Genomic DNA, 24,457 nt, shown 5'->3' on the forward strand with positions numbered 1-24,457 from the left:
CGAGACTGGCTTGTCACCATCTTCTCTCGGCGTGCTTCATGATCAGCCGTCCAGCGCCGAGGCGATCCGTGCGGCAGAGCATGAGCTACTGATCGACATCATGTGGCAGAACCAGTACGTGCTTGCCCCTGCTGTCGAAGAGATCGCCGGGTTGGCTTACATGGTCAAGGAGGACGAGACGAGCCTCCCGGACGAGTTCTGGAAGCTCTCGCACGGTTCCGTAATCCGGAGTTCCGCTCGATGTCGGCTGAGGCTGATGCCCTCACGAAGCTCGCCCCTGTGCTTCCTCAGATCATCCAGTACCCGACTCTTGCTGGCGGTCTCACCGATGACGAGGTGGACAGCCTGCGCCAGGAGGCCCAGAAGGGAATGGTCTCAGACTTCATCAACCGCGTGGCCGGTCAAAGCGCGGTTACTCCTGAGGTTGCCGCTGAGTCGCCAAGGGGCCGACAACCAGCAGGCAGAGCATCTATTCAGGGGGGGCAAGTAGTGCACTAGAGGACGCCCAGGTGCTGAAGGCAAGGTGACGCACTCGGTGTTCTGGTCGCGCCGGTGTGAGGCATCGTCTGCTGCCTCCTTCGGGGCTACCCGATGTGCAGTTCATGCCAGGTTCCCGATCACGATTCGTGAGCCGGTACTGACATCTTCGAGGAGCCTTGTGATTCCTCTCGCCATGGTCAATGGCTACTCGTTGCTCCTTAGTGAGCTTTCGACCCGGGCTCTGTGACCTGCAGCGCACTATCGCCCGGTCCTTGACGCGTCGCCTGAGGTGAAGCAGCGGACCATGCGGGACCTGTGCCGTGTGGTGACCAGTACGCGGATGACGTCGCTGATCTCGGCGCAATTCTTCACGGAGCTGCAACAGGTCCTTGAGGTCCGTAACCCTGTGGACGCGCAGAGCCTCGCCGCGCGGGTAGTGACCGGTGGAGTTCGTTGGCTGGTTGGGCTTCCCGCCCTGCTGTGTTCGAGCAGGCGGTAACGCGTTGATGTTCTCGCTCCTGTCCGGTGGGCTGACACGGATTCTTACGTCGATGGCGGCTGACACGATGATCGGCAACGCCGAGCGCAGGGCGGCATGGGTTACCAGCGCGTCCCAAGCCGGGTTGCTGCGCGTTCTGCGGGATGCTCGCCTCCCGCGGTGCCGCCTACACCTCCGGACTCTGCCGGACTGTGGTGGGCCGTGGCGTGCCGTTGGAGAAGACCAAGGGCCGCCGTGGCGGCAGGCAGGGGCATCAACCCCCGGGCTCCCGTCGCCTGGCGAGTCCTTCCACGACCACTGCCGCTGCGCCGTCGTCGCGGTCACACCTCAGAACGCGGTGCAGATGCAGGCCGACGCGGACCGCTACCTGGATACCTACCGCAAGGGCTACGAGCAGCCCAGGACGGCAAGATCTGGGTCCTGCCCAACGTACACAGGACGGCTCCCGTTCCGGCACCGCCACTGGGAAACCCCCATTGGTGAGAAGTCCTCTCCCAAGGACCGGACCAGCCAGTCCTTCATACATGCGCGCCGAACTCGGCGTGAAGTGACTTCCACGGTTCTCCCGTGAAGCGGTACGCGCCCGTCTGCGCGGTTTTCACCCTCTATGCCCGTACGGGCCTAAACGGAAAGTGAGGTGCCGCCTTGGGCGACACGAACAACACCGCACCAGCGGGAGAATCCACCGAGCCCCTGCCCCAGCCCGAGCCGAAGGCATTCGTCCCGCCTGCCACGCAGGAGGACCTTGACCGGATCGTGGCCAGCGTCTGGCTCGTGAACGCGACAAGTACGCGGACTACGAGGAACTGAAGGCCAAGGCTGAACAGTTCACGAAGCTCGAGGAAGCGAACAAGACCGAACTGCAGAAGGCTACCGAGCGGGCTGAACAGCTCGCCAAGGAGAACGCCACTCTTCAGGCGACCGCACTGCGCGCCTCTGTGGCAGCCGCTAAGGGCGTCCCGGAGAACCTTCTGAGCGGTGGAACCAGGGAAGAGATTGAAGCCGCCGCTGACGCGCTTCTGGCCTTCCGTGGACCAAGCAGACCGCACCTGTCGTCCCCGCCCAGGGAAGACCCCATCCAAGATCACCGACGACCCGACCCGGGAGACGGCTCGGAAGCTCTTCGGCAACAACTAACCCACCTGGAGGTAAATCATGGCCGTTTTCACGACCACCGACGCCAAGGTGATGCTCCCAAGAACATCGCTGACGGCATTGTCACGGAAGCCCGTACGGGCTCGACCGTTGGCCAGCTCTCCGCCCGCGAACCTCAGCGGTTCGGCGAGACGGAGTACATCATCTTCAACGACTTCCCGAAGGCGGAGTTCGTGGAGGAGGGAGCCCAGAAGGGTTCCACCACGGGCGGCTTCACCTCCGTGAAATCCACCCGAAGAAGGCGCAGGTCACTCTCCGTTTCAATCAGGAAGTCCAGTGGGCAGACGAGGATTACCAGCTTGGCATCCTGTCCGAGCTGGCCACTGCGGGCAGTAAGGCACTGTCCCGAGGTCTTGATCTGGGCCTGTACCACCGCATCAACCCGCTCACGGGCACCGTGATCTCGAGCTGGTCGAACTACCTGAACGCCACCACGAAGCGCGTGGAGATCACCGCGTCCTCGGAGGCAGATCAGGACATTCGTGCCGCTGTCGGTCTGCTGGTGAACTCCCGACTAACTGGGGTGTCAACGGCATCGCCCTCGACCCGAAGATGGCCTGGCCTGGCGAACTTGCAGAGCAAGAACGCCGACGGCTCCCCCTCAGGTGTGCAGCGTTACCCGAACCTCGGCTTCGGCACCAACGTCACCGACTTCCTCGGCGTCCCGGCAGCGACGGGCAACACCGTCTCCGGCACCCCGGAAGCGGCCGACACGAAGCTGCGCGCCATCGTTGGCGACTTCCAGAACGGCATCCGCTGGGGCGTTCAGCGTGAACTCCCGGTCGAGCTGATCCGTTACGGCGACCCGGACGGCCAGGGCGACCTCATGCGAAACAACCAGATCGCTCTCCGCCTCGAGATCGTCTACGGCTGGTACGTCTTCACGGACCGCTTCGCCGTCGTGGAAGACAAGGTGACCCCGTGAGCCGCCGGATGATCGACACCTACACCGGATCCACCGTCGTCGTTGACGACGAGCTGGCCGAGTCCCTGGGTTCCCAGTACGTCCCGGAGGACGAGTACGAGGCCCGGCGGGGCGCAAGCCGGCAGCCCGGAAGGCTGCGACCGGGCGAGCCGCCAAGGCCAAGGAACCCGAAGGCCATGGCGAGGGCGAGAAGTCCGAGGACGAGTAAGGAGGTCGGGCCATGGCTGATGTGACACCGTTTCCGTTCGCCACTGTGGAGGAACTGAAGCAGCGGTGGCCCGACTTCCCTACCGGGGTGAAGCAGCGGCGACGGTTGCCCTTGAGGATGCGTCCCAATTCATCTTGGACGTCTGCTCAGGGCCGCCAACGCCAGCGCTTCGACCCGTCGCCGGGTCGTCTGCTCCGTCGTTCGCCGCGCAATGGGCACCCCGACGGCGGCGAGGGCATGGAGTCTATGACTCAGGGGGCAGGGCCATTCCAGCAGACCTGGAAGATCTCGAACCCTGACGGTAACTACTACCTGAACAAGCAGGAGAAGATCGCGCTCGGCTGCGGGAAGTCCAAGGCTTTCGGGGTGCAGATCGCATTCCGCCCGGAAGGACGCCATCTGCCCTGGTGCAGTCTGAACTTCGGGGCAATGTACTGCTCCTGCGGGACAGACATCGCCGGGGAACCGATCTACGAAGGCGGGACACCATGAAATTCCCCTCCCCCTACACGGTCGGTCACCAGGAGCGCATTGCGGGGGCGAGGATCCTATGGGTGATCCGCTCCCGGAGCACTGGGAGGACCGCCCTGATCAGAAGGTCATGGGCTGGGCAACACCCGGTTCAGACGTGGAGATCCGCCCCACAGGCTCCGGAGTCGACCGGGATCTGGACCTCTATAGCCCCACCGGGTTCACGAAGCCCCAGGACAAGGTCATCATCGACGGCGTTGAGTTCTTCGCTGTCGGGTGGCCCGAGGACTACAACCACGGGCCTTGGCGATGGGCACCGGGTTACCGGATCAACCTCAAGCGGGTGGAGGGCTGATGGCAATCAGGGTGAAGCTCAACCAGCGAGGGTTCCGCGAACTTCGCAACGCACCACCTGTAGTCGCTTTCCTCGAGTCCCAGGCGGAACGCGTCGCGAATGCAGCCGGCCCAGGGTTCGAGACCGACACCCATACAGGTGGTGCCCGTGCTCGTGTTGCCATCTACCCCGACACCGAAGAGGCGTACCGGGCTGAGGCGAAGTACGGTGCGCTGTCGAAGGCGGTGGGTAGTGGCTAACCAAGTTGTCCTGTTCGGCAATGCCATGGCAGCGGCCCGGCTATGGCTGATCGCGAGGATCCCTGGCCTGACCGTCGTCGGTACTGAACCGAATCCTCGTCCGGACCAGTTCGTTCTCATCAGTGATGCTGGTGGCCGGCAGTTCTCGCCGATCCATGAGAAGGCGTTCCTCATGGTCGATACGTGGGGGCCGACGAAGAACGTTGCTAAGGCCAAGGCGCAGCTCGTCCGGGCGCACCTGTCGGCCCTGAGCAATGACACCATCACTGTCCCGGCCAGTGCCGATTCCCAAGCAATGGATGTCGTCATCTACTGGGCCCACCCCATGGGTGGGCTCGTGGATATTCCTGACCCGGACGCCAAGATCCCGCGCTACCGGCAGAACTTCGAACTCGCTGTTCGTGGGACGCCGATCTAACCCCATCCAACCCTTGCAAGCCCTGCCACCTGGCGGGGCTTTTTTCATGCCCCCAGGAGGGACAACATGGCACTCACTGCCGGCAATGTGCGCGTCGCGGTCACCGGAACGATCTCGTCCGGCCCGCTCGGAACCGCACTCCCCACTGACACCACGACCGCCCTGAACGCCGCCCTCAAGGATCTCGGCTATGCCTCCGAGGACGGCATCACCCAGGCGATCAGCACCGACCAGACCGACATCAAGGCCTGGCAGAACGGTGACGTGGTCCGGAAGATCCAGACCAGCCACGACCTGACCTACCAGTTCACCATGATCGAGACGTCCGCAGAGGTCCTGAAGGTCTACTACGCGGACCCCACGGCCACCGCTTCGGCGATCAAGATCAAGGGCACTCAGACCGATCACCTGGTCTGGGTCATCGAGGTCCGTGATGGTGCCAAGACCATCCGCATCTGCCTCCCGGACGCACAGGTCACCGAACGCGGCGACGTCTCCCTCAAGGGTGACGAGGCCATCGGCTACGACGTCACCCTGACCGCCTACCCGGACTCCACCGGCACCAAGGCCTACATCTACATGGCCTGATCCCAACCCCTGTGGGGCGCGTGTTGCGGGACCGCGCCCCACAGGTCACCACCAGTCCCGCAACCCCTACCAAGTTCTCTGCCCGCAGGAGGCACCCATGTCTGAAATCAAGATCACCGACGACACCACCACCATCCCGGAAGGTGTCAAGAAGCCCAGGATCGCAAGCCCAGGGTCAACAAGGACGGCACAAAGACCGTCACTGTGCATGGTCAGGAGTACACCATCGCGGCCGACGCACTCGATGACTTCGAACTTCTCGACGACCTGGACTCCCTCGATGAGGGTGAGGTGCAGCGGCTCCCCCGGATCCTGCGCCGGCTGCTTGGCAAGGAGTCATTCAAAACGGCGCTCGAATCGGTTAGGGACCCCGAGACGGGGCGGGTCTCCGTGGAAGCTGGCAGTGAACTGGTCCAGGACCTCATCAAGGAACTGGCCCCAAACTCCTAACGCTCGCCGCTCTCCTTCGGGAGTTCGGCGGGCAGTTGCGGGCCGACTTCTTGCGATACTACGGGCTCCGTCTCACCCGCACCGGCAGGGTTCCCGGCTTCCACCTCTGGGAGGTTGCCGATTTCGCTGAACATCTCCCTGACGATTCGGCGACCAAGCGGGCGCTCGGACAAGGCTGGACGCTTCTCGAACAACTTACTGCCTTGATAGCAGACCGCTTGGCAGTCCTGGCATGGCAGAAGACCGCTGACGGGCAGAAGGGCAAACGCCCACCCAAGCCCATTCCGCGCCCAGGGTTCGAGGACAAGACCACCACGACGTTCAAGGGCAAACCCATGAGCCTCGAACAGGCCGAGAAGTGGAAACAGGCTCGGCGTGCACCGCAACCCCCACCGGGGAAGGTTGCTCACACCACCAAGGCCGGCGTGGTCAAGTTCGTCACCGAACGACAAGTCGCCTATTACAACAGAAACCGCTAGCCCTGCACCGTCCTGGTGCGGGGGCTAGCCGCATTCCAGGAGGCCCCATGTCTGAACTGGCGACCGCCTATGTCAACATCGTCGCCTCCTCCAAGGGCCTTGGCAAGAGCATCGTCAACGACCTAACTGGGGCAGCAGACGCGGGCAGCGCGGCCGCTGGCAAGCGCGGCGGAAGCTCGTTCGGCGCTGCATTCGCCGGTATCGCCGGCAAGGTCCTCGCCGTCGCTGGACCTGCAATGGTTGCAGGGCTGGCAGTCAAAGGCGGGATCTCTCGAGCACTGAACATCGAGGACGCGCAGGCCAAACTCACCGGGCTGGGCCACTCCACCCAGTCGGTAACGAAGATCATGAACAATGCCATGGCCGCAGTGAAGGGCACGGCGTTCGGCATGGGTGACGCGGCCACCGTGGCTGCTGGCGTGGTCGCTGCTGGGGTGAAACCCGGCCAAGACCTTGAACGGACCCTGAAGCTCGTGGGCGACTCGGCCACCATTGCGGGTGTCGGCATGGGTGAGATGGGAGCGATCTTCAACAAGGTCGCCGCGTCGAACAAGATCCAGGGCGATGTCATCGCCCAGCTGAACGACGCTGGCATTCCGATTGTCCAGCTCTTGGGCAAGGAACTGGGTAAGACCTCCGACGAGGTGTACGACCTCGCCTCCAAGGGCAAGATCGACTTCGCGACCTTCCAAAACGCCATGGAGAAGGGCCTCGGCGGTGCAGCCCTGAAGTCCGGAGAGACCTTCCGTGGCTCGATGGCGAACCTCAAAGCAGCCCTCGGACGCGTCGGCGAAACCGTCATGCTCCCTTTCTTGAGCGCAGCCAAGGACGGGATGAACGGGCTTATTCCGATCATCGATGGCGTAAACAAGAAGCTCAAGCCAGTCTTCGCAAACGTCATGAAGGGCTACGACGCCCTGATTGGCGGCTGGCAGAACGCAAATGCTCAGGTCAATGCCACCGGTTTTGTGGGAACGTTCCTCCGAATCGGCGCGGGAGCACGCAAGGCGTTCGACGAAGTCAAGGGTGGGATCACGGCGATGGTCGCCGCCTACCAAGCGGGCGGCTCAGATGTGACGTCAACCGGGTTCGCTGGGGTGCTCGAGCGCGTCGGCCTTTTTGCGCGTAGCGCTGTCGGATCAGTCCAGGCCTTCTTCGCTGCCTTCAAGGCAGGTGGAGATGACGTCACGTCGTCCGGGTTCTCCGGGTTCATGGAGCGCCTTGGACTCGCGGCGGCATCGGCAGTGGCCTTCGTGCGTGAGAACGCCTCCGCGTTCAAGGCAGTTGCGGCAGCAATTGGCGCTAGCGCGATAGCTTTCAAAGTCCTCACAACCGCAACTTCGGTGTACACCGCGGTGACTAAGGGGCAGCAATTGCAGCGGCCCTCTTCACGAAGGTCCTGAAAACCAATCCGTTCGTCACTATTCTGTCTGCCCTCGTTGGCGTCGGGACGGCACTGGCATACTTCTTCACCCAAACCGATGCTGGACGTGCGTTGTGGGCACAGATTTCGGCTCAGTTCCAGGCCTTCTCGCCCGTAATCAGCGCATTGGCGACTGCTTTCCAGCCTCTTGGGGCGGCATTCGCTCAACTGGGCGCGCAACTGGCATCGCAGCTGGCTCCCGTACTCGCACAGCTCGTTTCGACCCTGCTACCGGCGGTCGTCCAGATCTTCCAAGTTATCGGCCCGGCGGTGATGCAGGTTCTTGCTGCTCTGATGCCGCTGGTGTCAGCTCTGGTATCGGCGCTTGTTCCGGTGATCACGATGTTGGTTTCAACGGTCCTGCCGCCCGTGATCTCGCTGTTCACGGCGATCGTGTCCGCGATAACCCCACTGATCAATATCCTCTTGGCCGTTTTGATCCCCGTCATCCAGGCCCTCATGCCGGTAGTGACGACGGTGTTCGGCGCGATAGCCAACGTCATCACATCGGTCATGCAGATCGTTCAGGGTGTGATCCAGGTAGTCACTGGCATCATCTCGGGCAACTGGTCCCAGGTGTGGCAAGGGATCCAGAACATTTTCAAGGGCATCTGGAACACCATCGGGTCCATCGTCACGGGTGCTATCAGCATTGTCCGGACCGTGATTAGTAGTGGCCTTTCACTGATCGGGTCGCTGTGGTCTTCAGCCTGGAACGGCATCAAGTCGTTCTTCACCGGGCTCTGGTCGAACATCACGGGTGCGATCTCGTCCGGGATCAACAACGTGGTCTCGTTCTTCCGTGACCTCCCTGGCAAGATCCTCGGCGCGCTCTCCGGTCTGACGGGCTCCCTCGTCCAGATCGGTCGAGACATGATCCAGGGTCTTCTCAACGGTGCCGGCAGCCTCCTGTCCAGCATTGGCAGCTTCTTCCTCAACCAGCTCCCCGGCTGGATCGTCGGGCCGTTCAAAGCGGCCCTGGGGATCCACTCACCGTCGCGAGTGTTCCGGCAGTTCGGTGAGTTCATCGTTCAGGGCCTTGCCGGTGGGGTGAAGAAGGCCGGGCCGCAGGCAACGGCAGCCATTACCGCTGTGGCACGGAAGGTCACCTCTGAGGCCACGAAGCACTTCACAAAGGCTGACCAGCTCCGCAAGGCCGCCTCGTCGCTGATGAGCCGTGCCGCTCAGGTCTCCGGGGTGAAGGCCCCGACCCTGGGGAAGGACGCGAAGGCTAACGCGAAGAAGATGACCGCCTACTACGCGGCGATCTCGAAGCGGAATAAGCAGGTCGCGTCCCTGGTCGCTCAGGGCCGGCAGAAGCTTGCCGAGGCCAACCGGGAAACGTCTCTGGGGCGGACGTTGGATGCGACGTCGCGGATGATCAGCGCCAGCAACGCGCAGATCTCCAAACTCACCACCCAGCGCGCCAGCATCGCGTCCCGTCTGAAGACAGCGCAGAAGAGCCTTTCGGATGCGGTCAAGACCCGGGACAAGGCGGCCAGTGACGCGGCTGAGAAGTTCCGGGACGAGTTCAACCTGGGGGACCTTGCCGGGCGTAGCGCTCAGGGCATTGTGGCGGCTGCGAAGAAGACCGTAGGCAGCGTCCAAGGGTTCAAGGGCCAACTCGACAAGCTGCGGTCCATGGGCCTTGATTCCAGTCTGCTCGCGCAGATCGGTGAGCTTGGCACCGGTAAGGGCGGCTCCATCGCTAAGTCCCTCATCGCCGGGGGCAAGGGTCTTGTCGGTCAGCTCAACGGGCAGTGGAAACAGCTCGGTTCGGTGTCCCAGTCCGCGGGCATGTCGTTGGCGAATGGGATGTACGGGGCGGGGATCGCCGCGCAGCAGGGTCTTGTGAACGGGCTGTCCGGGAACCTCAAGGCCGTGGATGCGGCGATCAAGAAGGTCACCGACCGGATGACCTCGCAGGTGAAGAAGAACCTCGGGATCCACTCACCGTCGCGGGTGTTCCGGTATGAGGTCGGGCGGCAGGTCCCTGCTGGCCTGGCGCTTGGTGTCCGGGACGGTACGGGGCTGGTGTCCCGTGCTGTGGATTCCCTGGTGCAGATCCCCAGCGCCGTCGCTTCCCAGCCCTACCGGCCAGCCTCCTACGTGCCCGCTCCTGGAAGTCACGGACGGTGGGCCGATGGGCGGACCCCCGTGAAGATCGACATCCACGAAACCGCAAACCCGCGCGCTACCGCTCTTGAGACGGCGCGTCGATTGGAGGGTCTGTGACCGACATCGTAACGGCCACCATCGGCGGGCGAACGTTCGGCGGGTCAGGGCTCTACCTTGACCCGGCGGACACCGTCGGCGGGGTCCTCACAGCACCCATCGAAGGATGGGGTAACCCGGGAACACGCGGGGACGTGAACCCGTGGCCCGACCGCGACGGGGCCTGGTCTGACCCGGCCTACTACGACGGCGCGAACTACGTCCTCCGGGGCGTCCTCGTGGTCCCGTCGTTCGCCCGTGCGGCGCTCGTGCGGGACCAGTTCGTCGCCGCCCTGCCCATGAAGGTCTACAAGCCCCTGATCGTCGCTGAAGCGGAACTGACCCGGTACGCGATGGTCCGTGTCGTGGGAACGCCGGAGGTGGTGTGGGACGGGGTCGAGACGATCAGCGTGAACGTGCAGTTCGTCGCCACGGACCACCGCCGATTCGCCGGGACCGGACCGAACGACATCAGCGGCTCCGGGGTCGCCAGGCTCCCCATCACCGATGGGGGCCTGGTCATCCCGCCCACCACTGTCGCGGACACCAACTGGTCCAACAACCCGTCCTTCGAGGTAGACACCTCTGGCTGGGTCGGTGTCGGTGGAGCCCTGACGCGGGAGACCGTATCCCCTCCGGCGTGGATCGTCGGCACGGCCTGGGGCAGACTCACCACCGGTTCCGGGGCAACCCGACCCGGCGTCCTGGCCGCATCATCCACGGACCAGCGGGTGAACCTCTCCCCCGGGGACTGGGCGGCGGTGTCGATGCTGATGGCCAACGATTCCGGCTACACCAGCCAGATCGGGATCCGCTTCTTCGACTCCACCAACACCCGTATCAGTGAGTCCATGAGCGCCCCCACCAACAACACCGGGGGCAGGGTCACACACTCGGCACAGGCCCCGGCAGGCACAATCTACGCCCAGCCAGTGCCCTACCTGTACAACGGCGGAACCGTCATCCCCTCCGGCGTGAAGCTGGACTTCGACGCCGTCAAGATCAGCGCCGCTGCTACCCAGTCCGCTGCGGTCGCCTTTGCCGGGGACTACTTCGATGGCGGCTCCGCACCCTCCGGCGGGTACACGTTCCGGTACACGTCCACAGCGGGAAAGAGCACCTCGGAGAAGGTTCAGCTCGCCGGTTTGACCGTGCCGTTCGCGATCACCGCGACCGTGACGAACAACGCCGTCACGGTCGGATCCTCCGGCACCGGGACTCCCCGGGTCGTGGTGACCATCGCCGCCGTGAACACGCATCTGACCAACCCTCAGATCACCGATGACCTCGGCAACCGCATGACGTTCAACCTCGTCCTGACCGTGGGGCAGTTCCTCGTGATCGACCTGGACAAGAAAACGATCCTGCTGAACGGCACCGCCTCACGGCGCACCGCCCTACGAGGATCGTGGATCAACCCCCGCCCGGGCATGACCCTCACCTTCAACGCTGAGGGTTCCTCTCCACCAACCAGGCCACCGCCACCGTGGCCTGGACTGACACCTGGAATTAGGAGGGCCTACTGTGCCTCTTGACGCAATCGACCCCAGCTTCATCAACGCGCCCTCCCCCGCTGGCCCTCCCCTCTACACGGGAGAGTCCCTGCGCCGTGACATCGGCGGGCTCCTGGCCCCCGGTGCCGCGGTGGGGACCAGCCGCAGCGGTGTCCTTGACGCCCGCGCCCTGGCGATCACCCTCTCGGGCAACAATGTCCTGGCAACGGCAGGGCCGGCAGCGGTCGCGTCCAGTACGGGAGCGTACCTCACCGGACTGGCCACTTCAGCCACCGTTGACCCCCTGGTCGCAGCGGATGCGAACAACCCCCGCCGTGACCGGGTGATCCTTCAGGTCTGGGACCCCAGCAACCCGCAGAATGACGGCACCAGCGGCGGGACGAACCGTAAGGGTGTCGTCCGGATACTCACCGGGGACCCGGACCCGCTCGCCACCACGGGCGGCGGGGTGAAGCCCGAACCAGGTCTGGCCCTGACTCTGGCGTTCATCGACGTCCCCAAGGCCGGAAGCGGCTCCCCCGTGGTAACCGATCAGCGGCCAATCACCGCAGCAGCGGGAGCACCGATCCCGGTCAACAGCCTGGCCGAGGCCCGCGCCCTGCCCAAGGTGCGCGGCCTGCAGAGGCTCCGCATGGACCTTCCCGGGTTCCCCACGCAGGTCTACAACGGCACCGTCTGGACCCATGTCGGACCGTGGAAGCGCACCACCTTCACCGTCAATTCCACGAACATCCCCACCTCGGCCAGTGATGGCACCGGCTCCCGTGCCGTGGCGACCATGTCGATGAACGCGGAAGCCTACGACCGGCGCATGAAGGTCTTCGTCCAGACCAGCGTGAACTCGGGTGCCATCGCCTCCGGGATCAGCCGGTGGGATGTGTGCGCATCCCTCATGCAGTCCCAGGCATCCAACGCCCAGACCCGCTCCCCGCTGTGCTGGACAGCCCCCGGCAACTACCTGATGAGCAGCTACATCGAAACCGAAGAGATCATCGTCCCGGCAAACTCCCTGCCCATCCCGCGCTTCTGGGTGGACAAGGTCACCGGCAACGTCTTCACGGGCGTGTCCGTGGATCCGAAGATCACGAAGTTCTGGGTTGAGGAATGCCCCGCTGACGAAGCCTAGGAGGTGCCGTGAGGTTCATCATCTGTGACCTGATCACCGGCACCGTCCTAGACGAAGCGCCCCTGGTCATCGCGGAGGACCTGACCCGCCAGCTCAAGGGCGTGGGCGAGGGCAAGTTCTTCGCCCCGTTCTTCGACGGGGAAGGCCGCCTCTACAAGAGCCGGTACTGGGAGAAGCTGATCGTTCCGTGGAAGTCCCTCATCCTCGTCACCGACGAGGATGGCCGGATCATCTGGCACGGGATCCCCAACAGCACCGCCACACCAGGTATCAACGGTCAGGAAATCCCCTGCAGGACCGTGGAGGAATACCTTCTGCGCCGGTACATGCCCACCGCCGAGTTCCTTGACGTCGACCAGGCCAACATCTTCGCCGCCATGATCAACGCCGCGAACGTCAACGGCATCGGCCTCGAGGTGGACGCCCCACTGACGGGGGTGATCTTGGAACGCCTCTATCAGGACGCGGAGAACACCAGGATCGGGGACCGTCTCACGGAACTGTCCAACGCTTCCCCGGCTTCGACTGGATGATTGATATCCAATGGGCCGACGCCGCCCAGTCGCGGGTGCGGAAGATCGCACGGATGCGCCCCACCATGGGCAACCGCACCACCACCCCGGAGCACGCGTTCATCTCCGGGGTGAACATCACCGACGCCACCCCAGAGACCCGGTGGGGCCAGGGAGACGCCGCGACCCTCGTCACCGCAGTCGGCGACGGTGAAGGCGAATCCCGGCTGATCTCCGCACCCGGGATCGACACCATCCGGGAAGCCGCTGGATGGCCACGCCTGGAAGAACGCCGCAACTTCTCCGGCGTGGACAGCGAAGAAACCATCGCCGCCCACATGGCCCGCATGAAGCAAGCGTTCTTCGGCGGCCAGACCCTCGTGACTCTTGAAGCGAAGATCCCCGGCGACGGGGACTACTACACCGGGCCGGCGGACCTGACCCTGGGCGATACCGCACAGGTCAACGTCCGCGTCGGGCAAGACCCCGTCGACCTGGACGAGTTCGCCATCGAGCTTGATGCTGTCTGGCCTGTCATCGGGTACTCCCTGAGCCAGGACATGAAGACCTGGAAGCCGACCCTTGCCGACCTGACAGGAGGTGACATTGGTGCCAGTGGATAACAGCTTCATCCCCCGCCCCTTCGGTGTCACCGATGCGCGGAACCGGGTCGATGAGCTGGCACGGAAGCAGCAGGCCCTTGACGGGGCCAACCGGAACAGCTCATCCACCATCCCGCCAGGTGGCACACTCCGCGTCGAAGGCGGCGTCCTCGTCCCCGGCGGGCAGATCAGCGTGACCGGGGGCGGCAACATCTCCACCACCGCCGACGGCATCGACCGCTATACCAACCAGCCAATCAAGGTCAGCACCAGTCTGGGCAACCGGGAAGTGATCGAACCCTGGACGGGCCTGCCGGTGCTGCGGCCCGGGATCTGGCTAGCGAATACTTCCTACCAGACCGACCCCGCCAACATGGCATCTTTGACGTCACGCTACGGCGACAACATCGAAATCCAGTCCCTGAACTACACCGACAGCGAAGGTAGGCGTTGGCGTTCAGCGGCGAACATCGACCCGGCAGGAGCGAGCCTGTACTGGAGCCGTCAAGACGGCGACCCGGCAAGCCCCTCCACCGGGGGAACGTCCCAATCCGGAGGCCTGTCGGTCAGCCTGGATTCTGCACTGTCCGTGGCAACCTACGTGCGCAACGCAGCACCGGACGACCCAGCGGTCATCCACACCAACACAGCGCTCAGCATGCGCCCCTGGGGCGGGCAGATGGGCCCACCGGACGGTCTCCAGATCCGGTACGAGCAGAGCGACTACAACGGCACCTACATCAACAAGGGCCTGTTCAAGTTCGACAAAGACGGCCTGATGACCCTCCACAGTGAGAAGGGTGCCAACAAGGTAGACGTCATCCACACTGGTGACGGCGTGCTGACCCTGAAGGGCAGCAACAGCGTCAACGTGGTGGGGACCTTCACTGTCAACGGCTCACCCGTGGGCGGGGCCGTGACGAGTGTGGCCGGTAGGACCGGTGACGTCGTGCTCGCCGGCACGGACATCCCGGCAGCGACCACGAGCGCGCCGGGTGCGATGTCAGCGGCGGACAAGGCGAAACTCAACGGCCTCGGCACCGAGTCGATCGTTAGCGCGCTCAGCCCTGCGGGATGGAACGTTGGCGGGTCCATTTTCGTCGAGCCACTCGCTGGCGAAACGAAGATCACGATCGCGCTGGTGCCGAAGTACACGGGCGCGAACGTAACCATCACCACCACCGCGTACACGTCGATGGGAACCGTGCTGCCATCGGCGGCGATGAGCTCTACCGCGGACTCCCCCTACGTTCTCACTCAGGTCGTCGGGGCCGGCTTGAACAACCAGGCCATCGCGTTCGTGAACCTAGCTACCGGGGCCGCTTCTATCCGCGCAGTCGGGGCGAACTTCACCCTCGCATCCGGCGCACTGTTCACCATCTCGTACACCTACAAACGCTAAGGATCCACATCATGGCCCAAGCAATGGTCTCCATCACTCTCGAAGGCAAGCGCATCGACCTCAACGGCGACATCCCTGACGACATCGCCACCAGCATCGTCAAGCAGATCACCGCACTGCTCGTCGGCATCCAGGAGGTCCCGTGACCCTCCCCCACCGACAACCCATCAGGAGAGGGAGGTAGGAGCGTGTGGAGTCCTGGGGACCGACACTCACCGCAGTGGGTGCACTGCTGGCCGTCCTCGGTGGCGGCATCCGTTACCTCATCGGCCGGTCAGACAAGAAGCGCGAGAAGCGGGAGGCGTCTGTGGAAGAGCTACTGAGAGAGCGCATCGAAGCCCTCGAGGCCGAGTTGAAGGAAGCGAAACTCGTCAAGCGCGCAGCCGGTAAGTGGCGTGAACAGCTCATCGCCGCCGGTATCGAACCGGACCCGAAAGACTGGCCGGAAGGAGTGTCATGAGCCAGCTCGAAGACAACGAGAGGCGGCTGGCCGTCGCGCAGGAGGCCGTGGACAAGTCACGCCGGGCGGACAAGCGCACGAAGTCCCTGCTCCTGCTCTCGTCCTGTCTGCTCGCGTTCTTGGTGGTGGTGTGCGGGATCCTGGCATGGCAGAACGGCAACTACGCCGCCCAGGCCGCCGACGCCGCACAAGCTCAGGCAGCCGAGAAGAAATCGTTGGCGGAGCAGGTCGCCGCCGCGTGCGCGAAGGACGACTTCAAGTCCAGTCCACAGGGGAAGCAGGTCTGCCAGCGAGCCGACCAGGTCGCCAAGGACACCGCGGCCGTCCCGGGAAGCAAGGGGGACCAAGGCATCCCGGGAGTTGACGGGCGAGATGGTGCCCCGGGCCGTGACGGCCGGGATGGGAGCCCGGGAGCGTCCGGCGCGCCGGGTGCTGCTGGAGCGCCGGGGAGTGCCGGAGAACCTGGAATCCCCGGGGCCCCAGGCGTGGCGGGAAGCGCTGGCCAGCCAGGAATCCCGGGAGAGAAGGGCGACCCAGGAGTGCCGGGCCCGAAGGGCGACCCCGGAGCGCCGGGCATGCCGGGCCGGGACGGCAAGGATGGTTCCCCGCCGAGCAGCTGGAACTTCACTCAGGACGGGGTCACCTACACGTGCACCCCGCAGCCGCCCGGATCCACCACCTACACCTGCACAGCATCAACCCCGACCCCGAGCCCGTCCCCGTGACGGGCTCGCCCTACATCTGAGGAGGCTCAGTGCCGAACATGGCCATCGCCTATCATCGGCCGAACAGATCCCTCGTCACGCTCCGTGATGAGGTCTACAAGCGGTACGACTACACCCCGGCCCGTGCAAGCGAGTTCGTCACTGGCTACATGTCGCCCACCAACTTCACGGGCCACAACGCCGACTCCAATGGAATCGTGCATGCCATTGACATCTTCACCGATGACAATGGGAACCTCCCCGAAGCGGAGGGACGTGAGCTCGCAGAGCAGCTACGCGCCATCGGCCGCGCCACCGGCCGGTTCTCCTACCTCATCCACGACATGAACCCGACACCCGGGCAGACCACACCTCTGATCGCCGGAGCATTCTCGAACTGGGAGTGGCAACCCTACACAGGCGAATCCCCGCACTCCGATCACATCCACGTATCCACCGTGGACCTCTACTGGGGCGACCCAGTCAACTTCCCCGCCGACGTCTACGACAGCACCGAACCGTGGGGCATCGCAGGAATCACCAACGCTGGCGGCGCAGTCCGCCCCATTGAAACGAAGGACTGGTTCGACATGGCAACCTCCAAAGACCTCGACTCCGCCGTAGAGAAGGGCCTGGCGAAGTACCTCGGCCCCATCAGCACCGCGAGCGGCGACGTGAGCGTCCGCCAGATGATCGCTGATGGCACGCGCGCCGCTCAGACCGCCCGCGACAACACCGGCCCGATCACTCGCGGCGGCCGCCCAATTTCTCTGCGGCAGGAAATCGCAGACACGAAGACCGGCAACATCGCTCTCCAAGGCCAAATCGCTGGGCTACTCGCAGCGTTCAAGGCCGCAACTACCGGCCAGAACATCGATCTCAGTGCCGTTCAGGCCGCCGCCAAAGCCGGAGCCGAGGAAGCCCTCAAATCCGGCGTCGACGTCAACGTCACAGTAGGAGGAACCGATGCCTGATCACCGCGCAGCAACTCAGACCCGCTACCCGTGGCGGGCGGTAGCCCGAACCGCCCTCGCCGTCGGGCTCCCACTCATCGCAGGGGCACCGCTCATCTATCAGGCAGCCACCCTCCACGACCCGGCCGCAGCGACAGGCCTCGCCGCGGCCGTCCTCGGAGTCGCCGGAGCCATCACCCGCGTCATGGCACTCCCACTGGTCAACGACTTCCTCACCAAGATCGGCCTCGGAGCCGAACCAAAAAGCCCAGCATGACAAAGCGCCCCCACCACCTCGCTATGAGGTGGTGGGGGCGCTATCGGTGTTTAACAGGCCAAGTTGGCGCTCCGATCAGAGTCCAGCCTTGGTCGCTCCGTAAGCAGCCTGCTCCTGGGTGAAGCCTTCGAACACGAGCTGGTCAATCAGGCTACCCCGGGAGAACGAGGTGGTGTCCAAGTACTGCTTGGCCTTGGCGGCGGCCTGGGCATTCCAATCAACCTTGATGTGGTCAACCGCCCACGTTGCATCAGCGGCAGGGAACTTCTCAAACTGAAGCTGCTTGATCAGGCCGGAACGGGAGAAAGCAGTGAACGAGAGGTAGTTCTCCGCCTTGGCCTTCGCGTTCTGCTGGCCGACCGTGCCACGATTCGCGGCCTCTTCCGCAGCGGCCTTAGCATCAGCAGCAGCCTGCGCCTTAGCCTCGGCCGAAGCCTTCGCGGACGCGGAAGATTCCGCTGCCGCCGCAGCCGGGTCAACCGTCTTCTCTACCACAGGAGCATCCGTCGAAACGGCGGGAACATCAGACAGGGACGATACCTTGGAACCGGCATTCGCACCGTTCACGGCGCTACTGATGCCACCGATGAGGATCACCACCACAGAGATGATGATCGCGATGAGCTTGTGCTTCTCGTAGCCCTCAAGCTTCAGACCCTGCTTATCGGTCTGCTTGTTCGCCAAGACCAAGATGAGGTCGATCAACGCCCAGATGCCGAAGCCACCGAGTGTGATGAGCTTCAGGATGCCGGTGCCGATCTTGCCCAGGTAGAACCGGTCAATGCCGAGCCCACCCAGCAAGAGCGAGAGCAGCCAGGTCACAAGGAAGGACTTCTGCCCGACCTGCGGCTGAGCCTGGTACGGAACCTGCTGCTGGGCATACGGAGGGGGCGTTTGGGGGTACGTCATAATAGATCCTTCAAAGAGGTTGAGTGGTGGTAGCTGGACTTCCCTAACCAGCTGTCCTGAAATCATAACCTCGCGGCGGTCGTGCGAAGAGCCGTATGAAGATAAAGCCAGCATGCCTCAGCACATCCCAGCGTCCCCCAGCTTGCCGTAATGCGTATGGCTACACGAATGGCTACACCTGACCCGCGAGCGCACGCCCAGACGGGGGCATTGCGAGTCAGATTCCGGGCACAAAAAAGCCCCGCCATGCTGCCAAAACTCGCGGAATCACGGGGAAAAGAAGAAGCCCTCGCCATGTAGAAGCTAGGCGAGGGTTTCAGTGGCTCCGACCGGCGTCGATCCGGTGACCTTTCGATTTTCAGTCGAACGCTCTACCAACTGAGCTACAGAGCCTCGGTGACTTGTCACCATGATCGCCGGATAACTCCAGCCATCAAAGCGACCCTGACGGGACTTGAACCCGCGACCTCCGCCGTGACAGGGCGGCGCGCTAACCAACTGCGCTACAGGGCCTTGGTGGTATTTCTACCGTTGTTTTCACCGGAATCGCTCCCGGCTCACAAGATTTCATCTTAGCAGATCTTTCGATCCGCTTTCAAATCGCATCTCATGCGTACCCCCAACGGGATTCGAACCCGTGCCGCCGCCGTGAAAGGGCGGTGTCCTAGGCCGCTAGACGATGGGGGCCTTGACACACCTGCTCAGTTCCCGGCTGCTGCCGCGTTCCTCGCGAAGTGGACCAGTAAAACTTTAGAGCATGGTCCGGGAATTTCCAAAATGCGGTCCGTCGCCCCGGAAACGCCGCAGACGGCTACCGTGGAGGGCATGGACAGCAGACCGGAACCGGCCTCTTCGCGACCGCTCCCCCGCGGCCTGCCCATCCGCATCTGGCCGCCCGGACCGCGGTGCACGCTGCGCGGTGAGCCCGGTTTCGAACACCTCGAGCGCACGGAAGCCGCCACGCTCAGCCTCGACGAGTTCCAGGCCCTCGCGCAGCAGGCTCTCGAAGACCTCCCGCCCGAAATCTCCCGGCACATGGACAACGTCATGCTCTTCATCGAGGACGACGGCATCGATGCGGCCACCGGCGAACCCCTGCTCGGCCTCTACGAAGGCACTCCCCTCACGGAGCGGGGCGAGGGCTGGGCCGCAGGTTCGCTCCCCGACCGTATCTCGCTCTACCGGCGCCCCATCCTCGAGATCTGCGCCAGCCGCTCGGAGGTCCTGTTCGAGATCCAGGTGACCGTGATCCACGAGATCGCCCACCACTTCGGCGTGGACGACGCCCGCCTTCACGAGCTCGGCTGGGGCTGATCCGGCCGACGTCGGGCGCCTCCCGCGAACGCCTCACACGCACCTTCCGTGACCGCCTCCCGCAGCCGCCCGGAACCCCCCAAAATCCGCGCCAGCACTGCGAATGAGTCGCATTCCGGACATGCATTCCGGGCCCTCCGAAGCTAGCCTGAACAGCATGGGCCACAACCACGATCACACTCAGGGAATGACCGGCACCGGCAAGCACCGGAAGCGCCTGATCATCGTCCTTTCCATCACGCTCAGCGTCGTCGTCATCCAGGTGGCCGGCGCGGCCCTCTCGGGTTCGCTGGCACTGCTGGCCGACGCCGGGCACATGCTCTCGGATGCGGCAGGCGTGTTCATCGCGCTCCTCGCCTCCTGGATCGCCACGCGACCGGCCACGGATCAGCGGACCTACGGCTATCAGCGCGCCGAGATCCTGGCCGCTCTGGCCAATGCCCTGATTCTGATCGTGATCGCGGTCATCATCGCCCTGGAGGCCTTCCGCCGCTTCGGCGAGACTCCGGAGATCCGGACGGACACCATGCTGATCGCCGCGATCATCGGCGCGGTGGCCAACGGCGTCTCGCTCCTGATCCTGCGGGGCGGGCAAGAGGAGAGCCTGAATCTGCGCGGCGCCTACCTCGAGGTGCTGGGCGATCTGCTCGGGTCCCTGGCCGTCATCGCGGCGGCACTCGTCATCATGTTCACAGGATTCACCGCGGCCGACCCCATCGCCTCGATCCTGATCGCGTTCATGATCCTGCCGAGGGCCTGGAGCCTGCTCAAGGACGTCGTGGACGTGCTGTTGGAGGCCACCCCGAAGGGCGTCGACGTCGGCATGATCCGTGAGCACATCCTCGCCGTGGAGGGCGTGCAGTCAGTCCACGACATCCACATCTGGACCATCACCTCGGGCGTCCCGGTGTTCTCCGCTCATGTCGTGGTCGATGACCACGCTCTCAGCCCCGAATCCGCCGACAGGATCCTGGACCGCATGCAGCGCTGCCTCGGCTCGCACTTCGACACCGAGCACTGCACCTTCCAGCTGGAGCCGGCGTCCCACCAGGCTCACGAAGCCCACCAGCACGCCTGAGAACCCGGGCCCTCCGGACCGCGGAGTAGGCGCCTCCGACGGCGGGATTTCGCGCGACACGCCGTGTGATCAGCGGCGAAATGACAGTGATGTTGTTTATGTTGATGGTGGGACCAATGTTGCCAATGTTACTTTTGAGGCCGTACTCTCGGTAGGGCTGGGTGTTCTCCCAGCGGTCTCGAGGCAGGTGTACATGGCAGTGGCGAAGCGCAGGAAATACGCAGCGATCCTTTACTCCTCCGCCCTGAGCGCGAGCGTTCTGCTCGGCTCCGGCGGCATTCCCGGCGCCGTGGCCGCGCCCCTTCCGGCGTCGCCGGTCACCGTTCCGGCCGACCAGTCCGACACCATTCCCAGCGAGTCGGAGATCGCCGCCGCGAAGAAGAACGAGAGCAGCGCGAAAGCGACCCAGGCGCGCCTGGAAGGTCTCATCGGAACCCTCGCGGACCGCCAGTCGAGCGCCATCACCGCGAGCATGCGCGCCAACGACTCCTACACGAACGCCCTGCTGACCCTTAAGGCCAAGCAGGACGCCGCCGCGGCCGCCAAGGCCAAGGCCGCTGCCGCCAAGGATCAGGCGGCCAAGAGCCGCAAGGATCTCGGCACGCTCGCCAGCTCCATCTACAAGACCGGCGGCGTGAACCCGGCCGTGGAAGGCGTCCTGAACGGCGACGACGGCGATCTCCTGGGCCGAGCGACCACGCTCGACGCCATCAGCCAGAAGCAGAGCGAGACGTTCAACAAGGCCATCGCGTCCGGCCAGGCCAACTCGGCCTTGTCCGCCGATGCGGCGGCCGCGCAGAAGGCCGCCGACGACGCCGCACGTGACGCCGACCAGGCCCGCGCCGCCGCGGAGTCGGCTCAGACCTCCGCCACTCAGGCACTCCAGAGCGCATCCAAGGACCGCGAGAAGGTCATCGCCCAGCTCGCGTCCCTGCGCAACACCACGGTGGCCCTGGAGACGCAGCGTGTCCAGGGGCTCGAGCAGCAGCGCGCCGCGGCGGCACTGAAGGCCCTCCAGGAACGCGCCGCGCAGCAGCCGGTCCCGTCCCCGCAGCCCCCGGCGCAGGGTGGGGACTCGGGCGGCGCCACCGACGGCGGTTCCACCGGAGGGGGCTCCACCGGCGGCGGCCAGCCGTCGCAGCCGCAGCCTCCGGTCGTGCAGCCCCCTGTGGTCCAGCCGCCGGTCGTGCAGCCTCCCGTCGTCACGCCTCCGGCTCCCCGTCCGCCGGTGGTCCAGCCGCCCGCGCCGCAGCCACCGGCTCCTCAGCCGCCGGCTCCTCAGCCCCCCGCGCCGAAGCCTCCCGTGGTCACCCCGCCCGCCCCGTCGCCCGGCGGCAGCGCGGCTCAGACCGCGATCAACTTCGCGATGTCCAAGGTGGGCGGCCCGTACGTCTGGGGCGGCAATGGCCCGGTGGGCTACGACTGCTCCGGCTTGACGAGTGCTGCCTTCGCCGCTGCCGGCGTCTACATGCCGCGCACGGCGACTCCGCAGTATTTCTCCGCTCCTCAGTACATCCCCATGGGGCAGTGGCAGCCCGGCGACCTCATCTTCTGGGGCGACGGCAGCTACTTCTACCACGTGGGCATCTACATCGGCGGCGGCCAGGTGGTCAACGCCCTGAACCCCGGTTCCGGCATCACCGTGTCCCGCATCGACTGGATGATCGGCATGCAGCTCTGGCCGACCGCGGCCCGGTACTGGTGACCGGATCAGGCCCGATCTGACCAGCGTCCGCCCCCAGCGGTGACGACGAAGGCCCGGCCTGTCCCGTGGAGATCCACGGGACAGGCCGGGCCTTCGTCATGCCTGCGGTTCTCGAAGCCCGCGGAGGTCAGCCGCCCAGCACCGGGCCGAAACTGGCGCGGTCGGCGAGCCGCGGATCCTCCCGGTCCGGCACCACCATGACCGGTCCCTGGGCGTGATGCAGGACGCCGTCCGAGGTGGAGCCCAGCAGCATGCCGGCGAATCCGCCGCGACCGCGCGTGCCCACCACCACGAGCTCGGAGTCCCGGCTGGCGTCCACGAGGACCTCCACGGGCGAGCCGTCGACGAGGCGTGTGGTGATCTCGAGTTCCGGGAAGTGGCTCTTGAGCCAGAGGACGCCGGCGTCGAGCTGGACCTGGATGTCCGCAAAGATCGCCTCCCGGTCCATAGCCGCGGGGACCCAGGCCAGGCTGCCGCTGTACTGCGGCACGGCGCACAGGATCTGCAGTTCGACGCCGAGCCGCTGAGCCTGGGCCGCGGCCTCCAGCACGGCGACCCTGGCCTGGTCGGAGCCGTCCGCGCCGACGACGACGCGGGGCTTCACAGGCTCCAGAGGGTTCTTGGCCAGCTCGGCCTTCAGGTGCTTGTCCGTCACGTCCTGACCGAAGCGGCCGGCGCAGATCATGGGCACCACGACCGTGGGGCAGCTCGCATGCGCGGGCAGCGCCGAACTCACCGAGCCGAGCAGACGTCCGACGAAGCCGCCCCGTCCCCGGCTGCCGACCACGAGCAGATCCGCCTCCCGCCCGAGTTCCAGCAGCACGCCCGAAGCGTCGCCGTTCTCCACGGACGCGTCGACGTCGATGTCGTAGTCCTTGATGCGCTCCAGCGCATCCTTCAGGACGCTCTCCGCACCCTCCCTTATGACGGAGTCGTCGACGGCGGCGTACCCGCCGTCCAGACCCGAGGCCGCGTAGATGGGCACCGAGTAGGCGGTGATCAAATGGAGGGTGGTCCGGCGTCGTTCCGCCTCGCGTGCGGCCCAGCTCAGAGCGCATTGCCCGTGCTCGGACCCGTCCACTCCCACGATCACTCCGCCGTGGATTCCCTGCGGTGCTGTCTCCGGCGTATCCGTGCTCACGACTCTCGCCTCCTCATCCCCTGTGGGCGGCCTGCGGAGACGGTCCCTGCAGCTCTCCTACCACCCACGCTGGCTTATGACCCACTATTGCCGTTTGTGCTGGTCGTTTCAAGAAACGCCGACGCCGGAGGACGCGCCGCCACTCGTCAGCGGGCCTGAGGGAAGGGGTCCGGAACGTCCGCGGAACCGCGGATTCCCGGGCCACGCCCGCGGTACCCTGGACGCCCGTCCACGGAGACCGAAAAGGGTCATCCGTACCGTTCACGAATTGCTTCACATCACCCTCCCGGCGCCCTGTTCAGGTGACCCCGAGCGGAGTATTCTCAGTTGCACAGTGGGAGGGACCCATGGTGGATCGTGACGATCGCCTGGGTCTTTTCTGCGCGCTGACCGTTCCGGAGTGACCGGGACTCCCCGCCCGTGCGTGATGCCGGGCAGCCATGCCGCACCGAAGGAGGATCGAATGCCACGCAGTGCCACGCGCAGTGCCAGCAGAGTGTCCGGTGGACCTCCGGAAGGCGGCGTCACCGTCACCGATGTGGTCGTCGTGGGCACGGGGATGGGCGGTCTGGCGGTCGCGACGCAGCTGCACCGCAAAGGCATGGCGGTCGTGGTGATCGACGGTCTGAACCAGGGCGACCCTGTCGCGGCAGGAGCCCTGCGGCACGCCACCACCGAAGAACTCGAACGGGTCGCGATCGGCGATCCGGCGTCCCACCGCGAGCGCCGGGACATCCTGCGTCAGTTGCACGGCTACGCGAAGAGCCACCAGTTGGACATCCGTCGGGGCGTGGTCGCCGGTGCTCTGAACCCGGCATCTCCGGAGCAGGGGGCATCCCGGTCGTCCGCAGCGCCG

At 65.0% G+C, this 24,457-nt stretch carries 27 protein-coding genes and 3 tRNA genes; 25 read left to right on the forward strand and 5 right to left on the reverse strand.

The genetic code is table 11. The features are described from left to right. From BLV63_RS18870 to BLV63_RS17980, 21 genes are all read left to right on the forward strand, one after another. Nucleotides 1-490 (forward strand): hypothetical protein (locus tag BLV63_RS18870; RefSeq protein WP_217640497.1); only part of this gene is annotated, 490 nt, incomplete at its 5' end. Between the two features lie 2,041 nt (nt 491-2,531). Next, complete coding sequence (locus BLV63_RS18875; RefSeq protein WP_217640498.1) at nt 2,532-3,059, forward strand: hypothetical protein; 528 nt, start codon at nt 2,532-2,534, stop codon at nt 3,057-3,059. 454 nt (nt 3,060-3,513) lie between these two features. Next, complete coding sequence (locus tag BLV63_RS17895) at nt 3,514-3,759, forward strand: hypothetical protein (RefSeq protein ID WP_074784749.1); 246 nt, start codon at nt 3,514-3,516, stop codon at nt 3,757-3,759. A 58-nt stretch (nt 3,760-3,817) separates the two neighbouring features. Beyond that, nucleotides 3,818-4,093, forward strand: coding sequence for a hypothetical protein (locus BLV63_RS17900; RefSeq protein WP_066217443.1), 276 nt, complete (start codon nt 3,818-3,820; stop codon nt 4,091-4,093). Continuing rightward, a complete protein-coding gene (locus tag BLV63_RS17905) occupies nt 4,093-4,332 on the forward strand; it encodes a hypothetical protein (RefSeq protein ID WP_066217445.1) in 240 nt (79 codons plus the stop codon). Before BLV63_RS17900 ends, BLV63_RS17905 begins: the two co-directional genes overlap by 1 nt. Next, nucleotides 4,325-4,750: a hypothetical protein gene (locus BLV63_RS17910; RefSeq protein WP_066217447.1), complete on the forward strand. Its 426-nt coding sequence runs from the start codon at nt 4,325-4,327 to the stop codon at nt 4,748-4,750. Before BLV63_RS17905 ends, BLV63_RS17910 begins: the two co-directional genes overlap by 8 nt. Before the next feature lie 66 nt (nt 4,751-4,816). After that, the gene (locus BLV63_RS17915) at nt 4,817-5,338 is read left to right on the forward strand and encodes a phage tail tube protein (protein ID WP_066217449.1); all 522 of its coding nucleotides are present in this window, start codon (nt 4,817-4,819) and stop codon (nt 5,336-5,338) included. A gap of 204 nt (nt 5,339-5,542) precedes the next feature. Then, nucleotides 5,543-5,788 (forward strand): hypothetical protein, encoded by a 246-nt coding sequence (locus BLV63_RS17920; protein WP_074784751.1) that lies wholly within the window; start codon nt 5,543-5,545, stop codon nt 5,786-5,788. 50 nt (nt 5,789-5,838) lie between these two features. Further along, nucleotides 5,839-6,267 (forward strand): DUF5361 domain-containing protein, encoded by a 429-nt coding sequence (locus tag BLV63_RS17925; protein WP_139244576.1) that lies wholly within the window; start codon nt 5,839-5,841, stop codon nt 6,265-6,267. Between the two features lie 47 nt (nt 6,268-6,314). Further along, the gene (locus tag BLV63_RS17930) at nt 6,315-7,670 is read left to right on the forward strand and encodes a tape measure protein (RefSeq protein ID WP_074784753.1); all 1,356 of its coding nucleotides are present in this window, start codon (nt 6,315-6,317) and stop codon (nt 7,668-7,670) included. 446 nt (nt 7,671-8,116) lie between these two features. Then, on the forward strand, nt 8,117-9,925 hold the full coding sequence (locus BLV63_RS17935; RefSeq protein WP_175533617.1) for a phage tail family protein: 1,809 nt from the start codon (nt 8,117-8,119) through the stop codon (nt 9,923-9,925). After that, complete coding sequence (locus BLV63_RS17940) at nt 9,922-11,439, forward strand: phage distal tail protein (RefSeq protein ID WP_074784757.1); 1,518 nt, start codon at nt 9,922-9,924, stop codon at nt 11,437-11,439. The genes BLV63_RS17935 and BLV63_RS17940 overlap by 4 nt, the downstream gene beginning before the upstream one ends. Then, entirely contained in the window at nt 11,429-12,544 is a 1,116-nt protein-coding gene (locus BLV63_RS17945) for a hypothetical protein (protein WP_066217497.1), read from the forward strand. Before BLV63_RS17940 ends, BLV63_RS17945 begins: the two co-directional genes overlap by 11 nt. An 8-nt stretch (nt 12,545-12,552) precedes the next feature. After that, nucleotides 12,553-13,077: a hypothetical protein gene (locus BLV63_RS17950; RefSeq protein WP_074784759.1), complete on the forward strand. Its 525-nt coding sequence runs from the start codon at nt 12,553-12,555 to the stop codon at nt 13,075-13,077. Beyond that, on the forward strand, nt 13,074-13,679 hold the full coding sequence (locus tag BLV63_RS17955; RefSeq protein ID WP_074784761.1) for a hypothetical protein: 606 nt from the start codon (nt 13,074-13,076) through the stop codon (nt 13,677-13,679). The genes BLV63_RS17950 and BLV63_RS17955 overlap by 4 nt, the downstream gene beginning before the upstream one ends. Beyond that, on the forward strand, nt 13,672-15,060 hold the full coding sequence (locus tag BLV63_RS17960; RefSeq protein ID WP_066217493.1) for a hypothetical protein: 1,389 nt from the start codon (nt 13,672-13,674) through the stop codon (nt 15,058-15,060). Before BLV63_RS17955 ends, BLV63_RS17960 begins: the two co-directional genes overlap by 8 nt. Nucleotides 15,061-15,071: 11 nt before the next feature. Further along, a complete protein-coding gene (locus BLV63_RS19095) occupies nt 15,072-15,206 on the forward strand; it encodes a hypothetical protein (protein WP_255218052.1) in 135 nt (44 codons plus the stop codon). A gap of 74 nt (nt 15,207-15,280) precedes the next feature. Beyond that, nucleotides 15,281-15,520: a hypothetical protein gene (locus tag BLV63_RS17965; protein ID WP_139244577.1), complete on the forward strand. Its 240-nt coding sequence runs from the start codon at nt 15,281-15,283 to the stop codon at nt 15,518-15,520. Then, nucleotides 15,517-16,245, forward strand: a complete 729-nt coding sequence (locus tag BLV63_RS17970; protein ID WP_066217489.1) for a collagen-like domain-containing protein — start codon at nt 15,517-15,519, stop codon at nt 16,243-16,245. Before BLV63_RS17965 ends, BLV63_RS17970 begins: the two co-directional genes overlap by 4 nt. Nucleotides 16,246-16,283: 38 nt before the next feature. Then, nucleotides 16,284-17,198 carry a hypothetical protein gene (locus BLV63_RS17975; protein WP_139244603.1) on the forward strand — a complete coding sequence of 305 codons (915 nt, stop codon included), beginning with the start codon at nt 16,284-16,286 and terminating at the stop codon, nt 17,196-17,198. Continuing rightward, a complete protein-coding gene (locus BLV63_RS17980) occupies nt 17,191-17,454 on the forward strand; it encodes a hypothetical protein (protein WP_066217079.1) in 264 nt (87 codons plus the stop codon). Before BLV63_RS17975 ends, BLV63_RS17980 begins: the two co-directional genes overlap by 8 nt. 75 nt (nt 17,455-17,529) lie before the next feature. On the opposite strand, the gene BLV63_RS17985 is transcribed toward BLV63_RS17980, so the two are convergent. The 4 genes from BLV63_RS17985 to BLV63_RS18000 form a co-directional block, all read right to left on the reverse strand. Then, entirely contained in the window at nt 17,530-18,363 is an 834-nt protein-coding gene (locus BLV63_RS17985; RefSeq protein ID WP_074783900.1) for an Ltp family lipoprotein, read from the reverse strand. Nucleotides 18,364-18,683: 320 nt separating this feature from the next. Further along, nucleotides 18,684-18,756 (reverse strand) — tRNA-Phe (locus BLV63_RS17990). A gap of 46 nt (nt 18,757-18,802) precedes the next feature. Beyond that, nucleotides 18,803-18,876, reverse strand: a tRNA-Asp gene (locus BLV63_RS17995). A gap of 101 nt (nt 18,877-18,977) precedes the next feature. After that, nucleotides 18,978-19,050, reverse strand: a tRNA-Glu gene (locus tag BLV63_RS18000). Nucleotides 19,051-19,188: 138 nt separating this feature from the next. On the opposite strand from BLV63_RS18000, the gene BLV63_RS18005 reads away from it, so the two are divergent. The 3 genes from BLV63_RS18005 to BLV63_RS18015 all read left to right on the forward strand — a co-directional run bounded on the left by BLV63_RS18005 (nt 19,189) and on the right by BLV63_RS18015 (nt 22,460). Then, nucleotides 19,189-19,677, forward strand: a complete 489-nt coding sequence (locus BLV63_RS18005) for a metallopeptidase family protein (protein WP_074784397.1) — start codon at nt 19,189-19,191, stop codon at nt 19,675-19,677. Nucleotides 19,678-19,834: 157 nt separating this feature from the next. Further along, nucleotides 19,835-20,755: a cation diffusion facilitator family transporter gene (locus BLV63_RS18010; RefSeq protein WP_066217077.1), complete on the forward strand. Its 921-nt coding sequence runs from the start codon at nt 19,835-19,837 to the stop codon at nt 20,753-20,755. 193 nt (nt 20,756-20,948) lie between these two features. Further along, a complete protein-coding gene (locus tag BLV63_RS18015) occupies nt 20,949-22,460 on the forward strand; it encodes a C40 family peptidase (protein ID WP_066217075.1) in 1,512 nt (503 codons plus the stop codon). Nucleotides 22,461-22,587: 127 nt separating this feature from the next. On the opposite strand, the gene BLV63_RS18020 is transcribed toward BLV63_RS18015, so the two are convergent. Beyond that, the gene (locus BLV63_RS18020) at nt 22,588-23,601 is read right to left on the reverse strand and encodes a universal stress protein (RefSeq protein ID WP_066217073.1); all 1,014 of its coding nucleotides are present in this window, start codon (nt 23,599-23,601) and stop codon (nt 22,588-22,590) included. A 463-nt stretch (nt 23,602-24,064) separates the two neighbouring features. Here BLV63_RS18020 and BLV63_RS18025 point away from each other — a divergent pair. Beyond that, nucleotides 24,065-24,457: FAD-binding protein (locus tag BLV63_RS18025; RefSeq protein ID WP_175533618.1), on the forward strand; the 393-nt coding region annotated here is incomplete at its 3' end.

Origin of the sequence: Arthrobacter woluwensis, assembly GCF_900105345.1 — a bacterium.
Classification (GTDB): domain Bacteria; phylum Actinomycetota; class Actinomycetes; order Actinomycetales; family Micrococcaceae; genus Arthrobacter_E; species Arthrobacter_E woluwensis.

Coding starts and splice junctions, on each gene's coding strand:
- BLV63_RS17895 (WP_074784749.1), top strand. CDS start 3,514: ATGACTCAGGGGGCAGGGCCATTCCAGCAGACCTGGAAGATCTCGAAC.
- BLV63_RS19095 (WP_255218052.1), top strand. CDS start 15,072: ATGGCCCAAGCAATGGTCTCCATCACTCTCGAAGGCAAGCGCATCGAC.
- BLV63_RS17915 (WP_066217449.1), top strand. CDS start 4,817: ATGGCACTCACTGCCGGCAATGTGCGCGTCGCGGTCACCGGAACGATC.
- BLV63_RS17905 (WP_066217445.1), top strand. CDS start 4,093: ATGGCAATCAGGGTGAAGCTCAACCAGCGAGGGTTCCGCGAACTTCGC.
- BLV63_RS17985 (WP_074783900.1), bottom strand. CDS start 18,363: ATGACGTACCCCCAAACGCCCCCTCCGTATGCCCAGCAGCAGGTTCCG.
- BLV63_RS18005 (WP_074784397.1), top strand. CDS start 19,189: ATGGACAGCAGACCGGAACCGGCCTCTTCGCGACCGCTCCCCCGCGGC.
- BLV63_RS17930 (WP_074784753.1), top strand. CDS start 6,315: ATGTCTGAACTGGCGACCGCCTATGTCAACATCGTCGCCTCCTCCAAG.
- BLV63_RS18015 (WP_066217075.1), top strand. CDS start 20,949: ATGGCAGTGGCGAAGCGCAGGAAATACGCAGCGATCCTTTACTCCTCC.
- BLV63_RS18010 (WP_066217077.1), top strand. CDS start 19,835: ATGGGCCACAACCACGATCACACTCAGGGAATGACCGGCACCGGCAAG.
- BLV63_RS17980 (WP_066217079.1), top strand. CDS start 17,191: ATGCCTGATCACCGCGCAGCAACTCAGACCCGCTACCCGTGGCGGGCG.
- BLV63_RS17955 (WP_074784761.1), top strand. CDS start 13,074: ATGATTGATATCCAATGGGCCGACGCCGCCCAGTCGCGGGTGCGGAAG.
- BLV63_RS17975 (WP_139244603.1), top strand. CDS start 16,284: ATGGCCATCGCCTATCATCGGCCGAACAGATCCCTCGTCACGCTCCGT.
- BLV63_RS17900 (WP_066217443.1), top strand. CDS start 3,818: ATGGGTGATCCGCTCCCGGAGCACTGGGAGGACCGCCCTGATCAGAAG.
- BLV63_RS17970 (WP_066217489.1), top strand. CDS start 15,517: ATGAGCCAGCTCGAAGACAACGAGAGGCGGCTGGCCGTCGCGCAGGAG.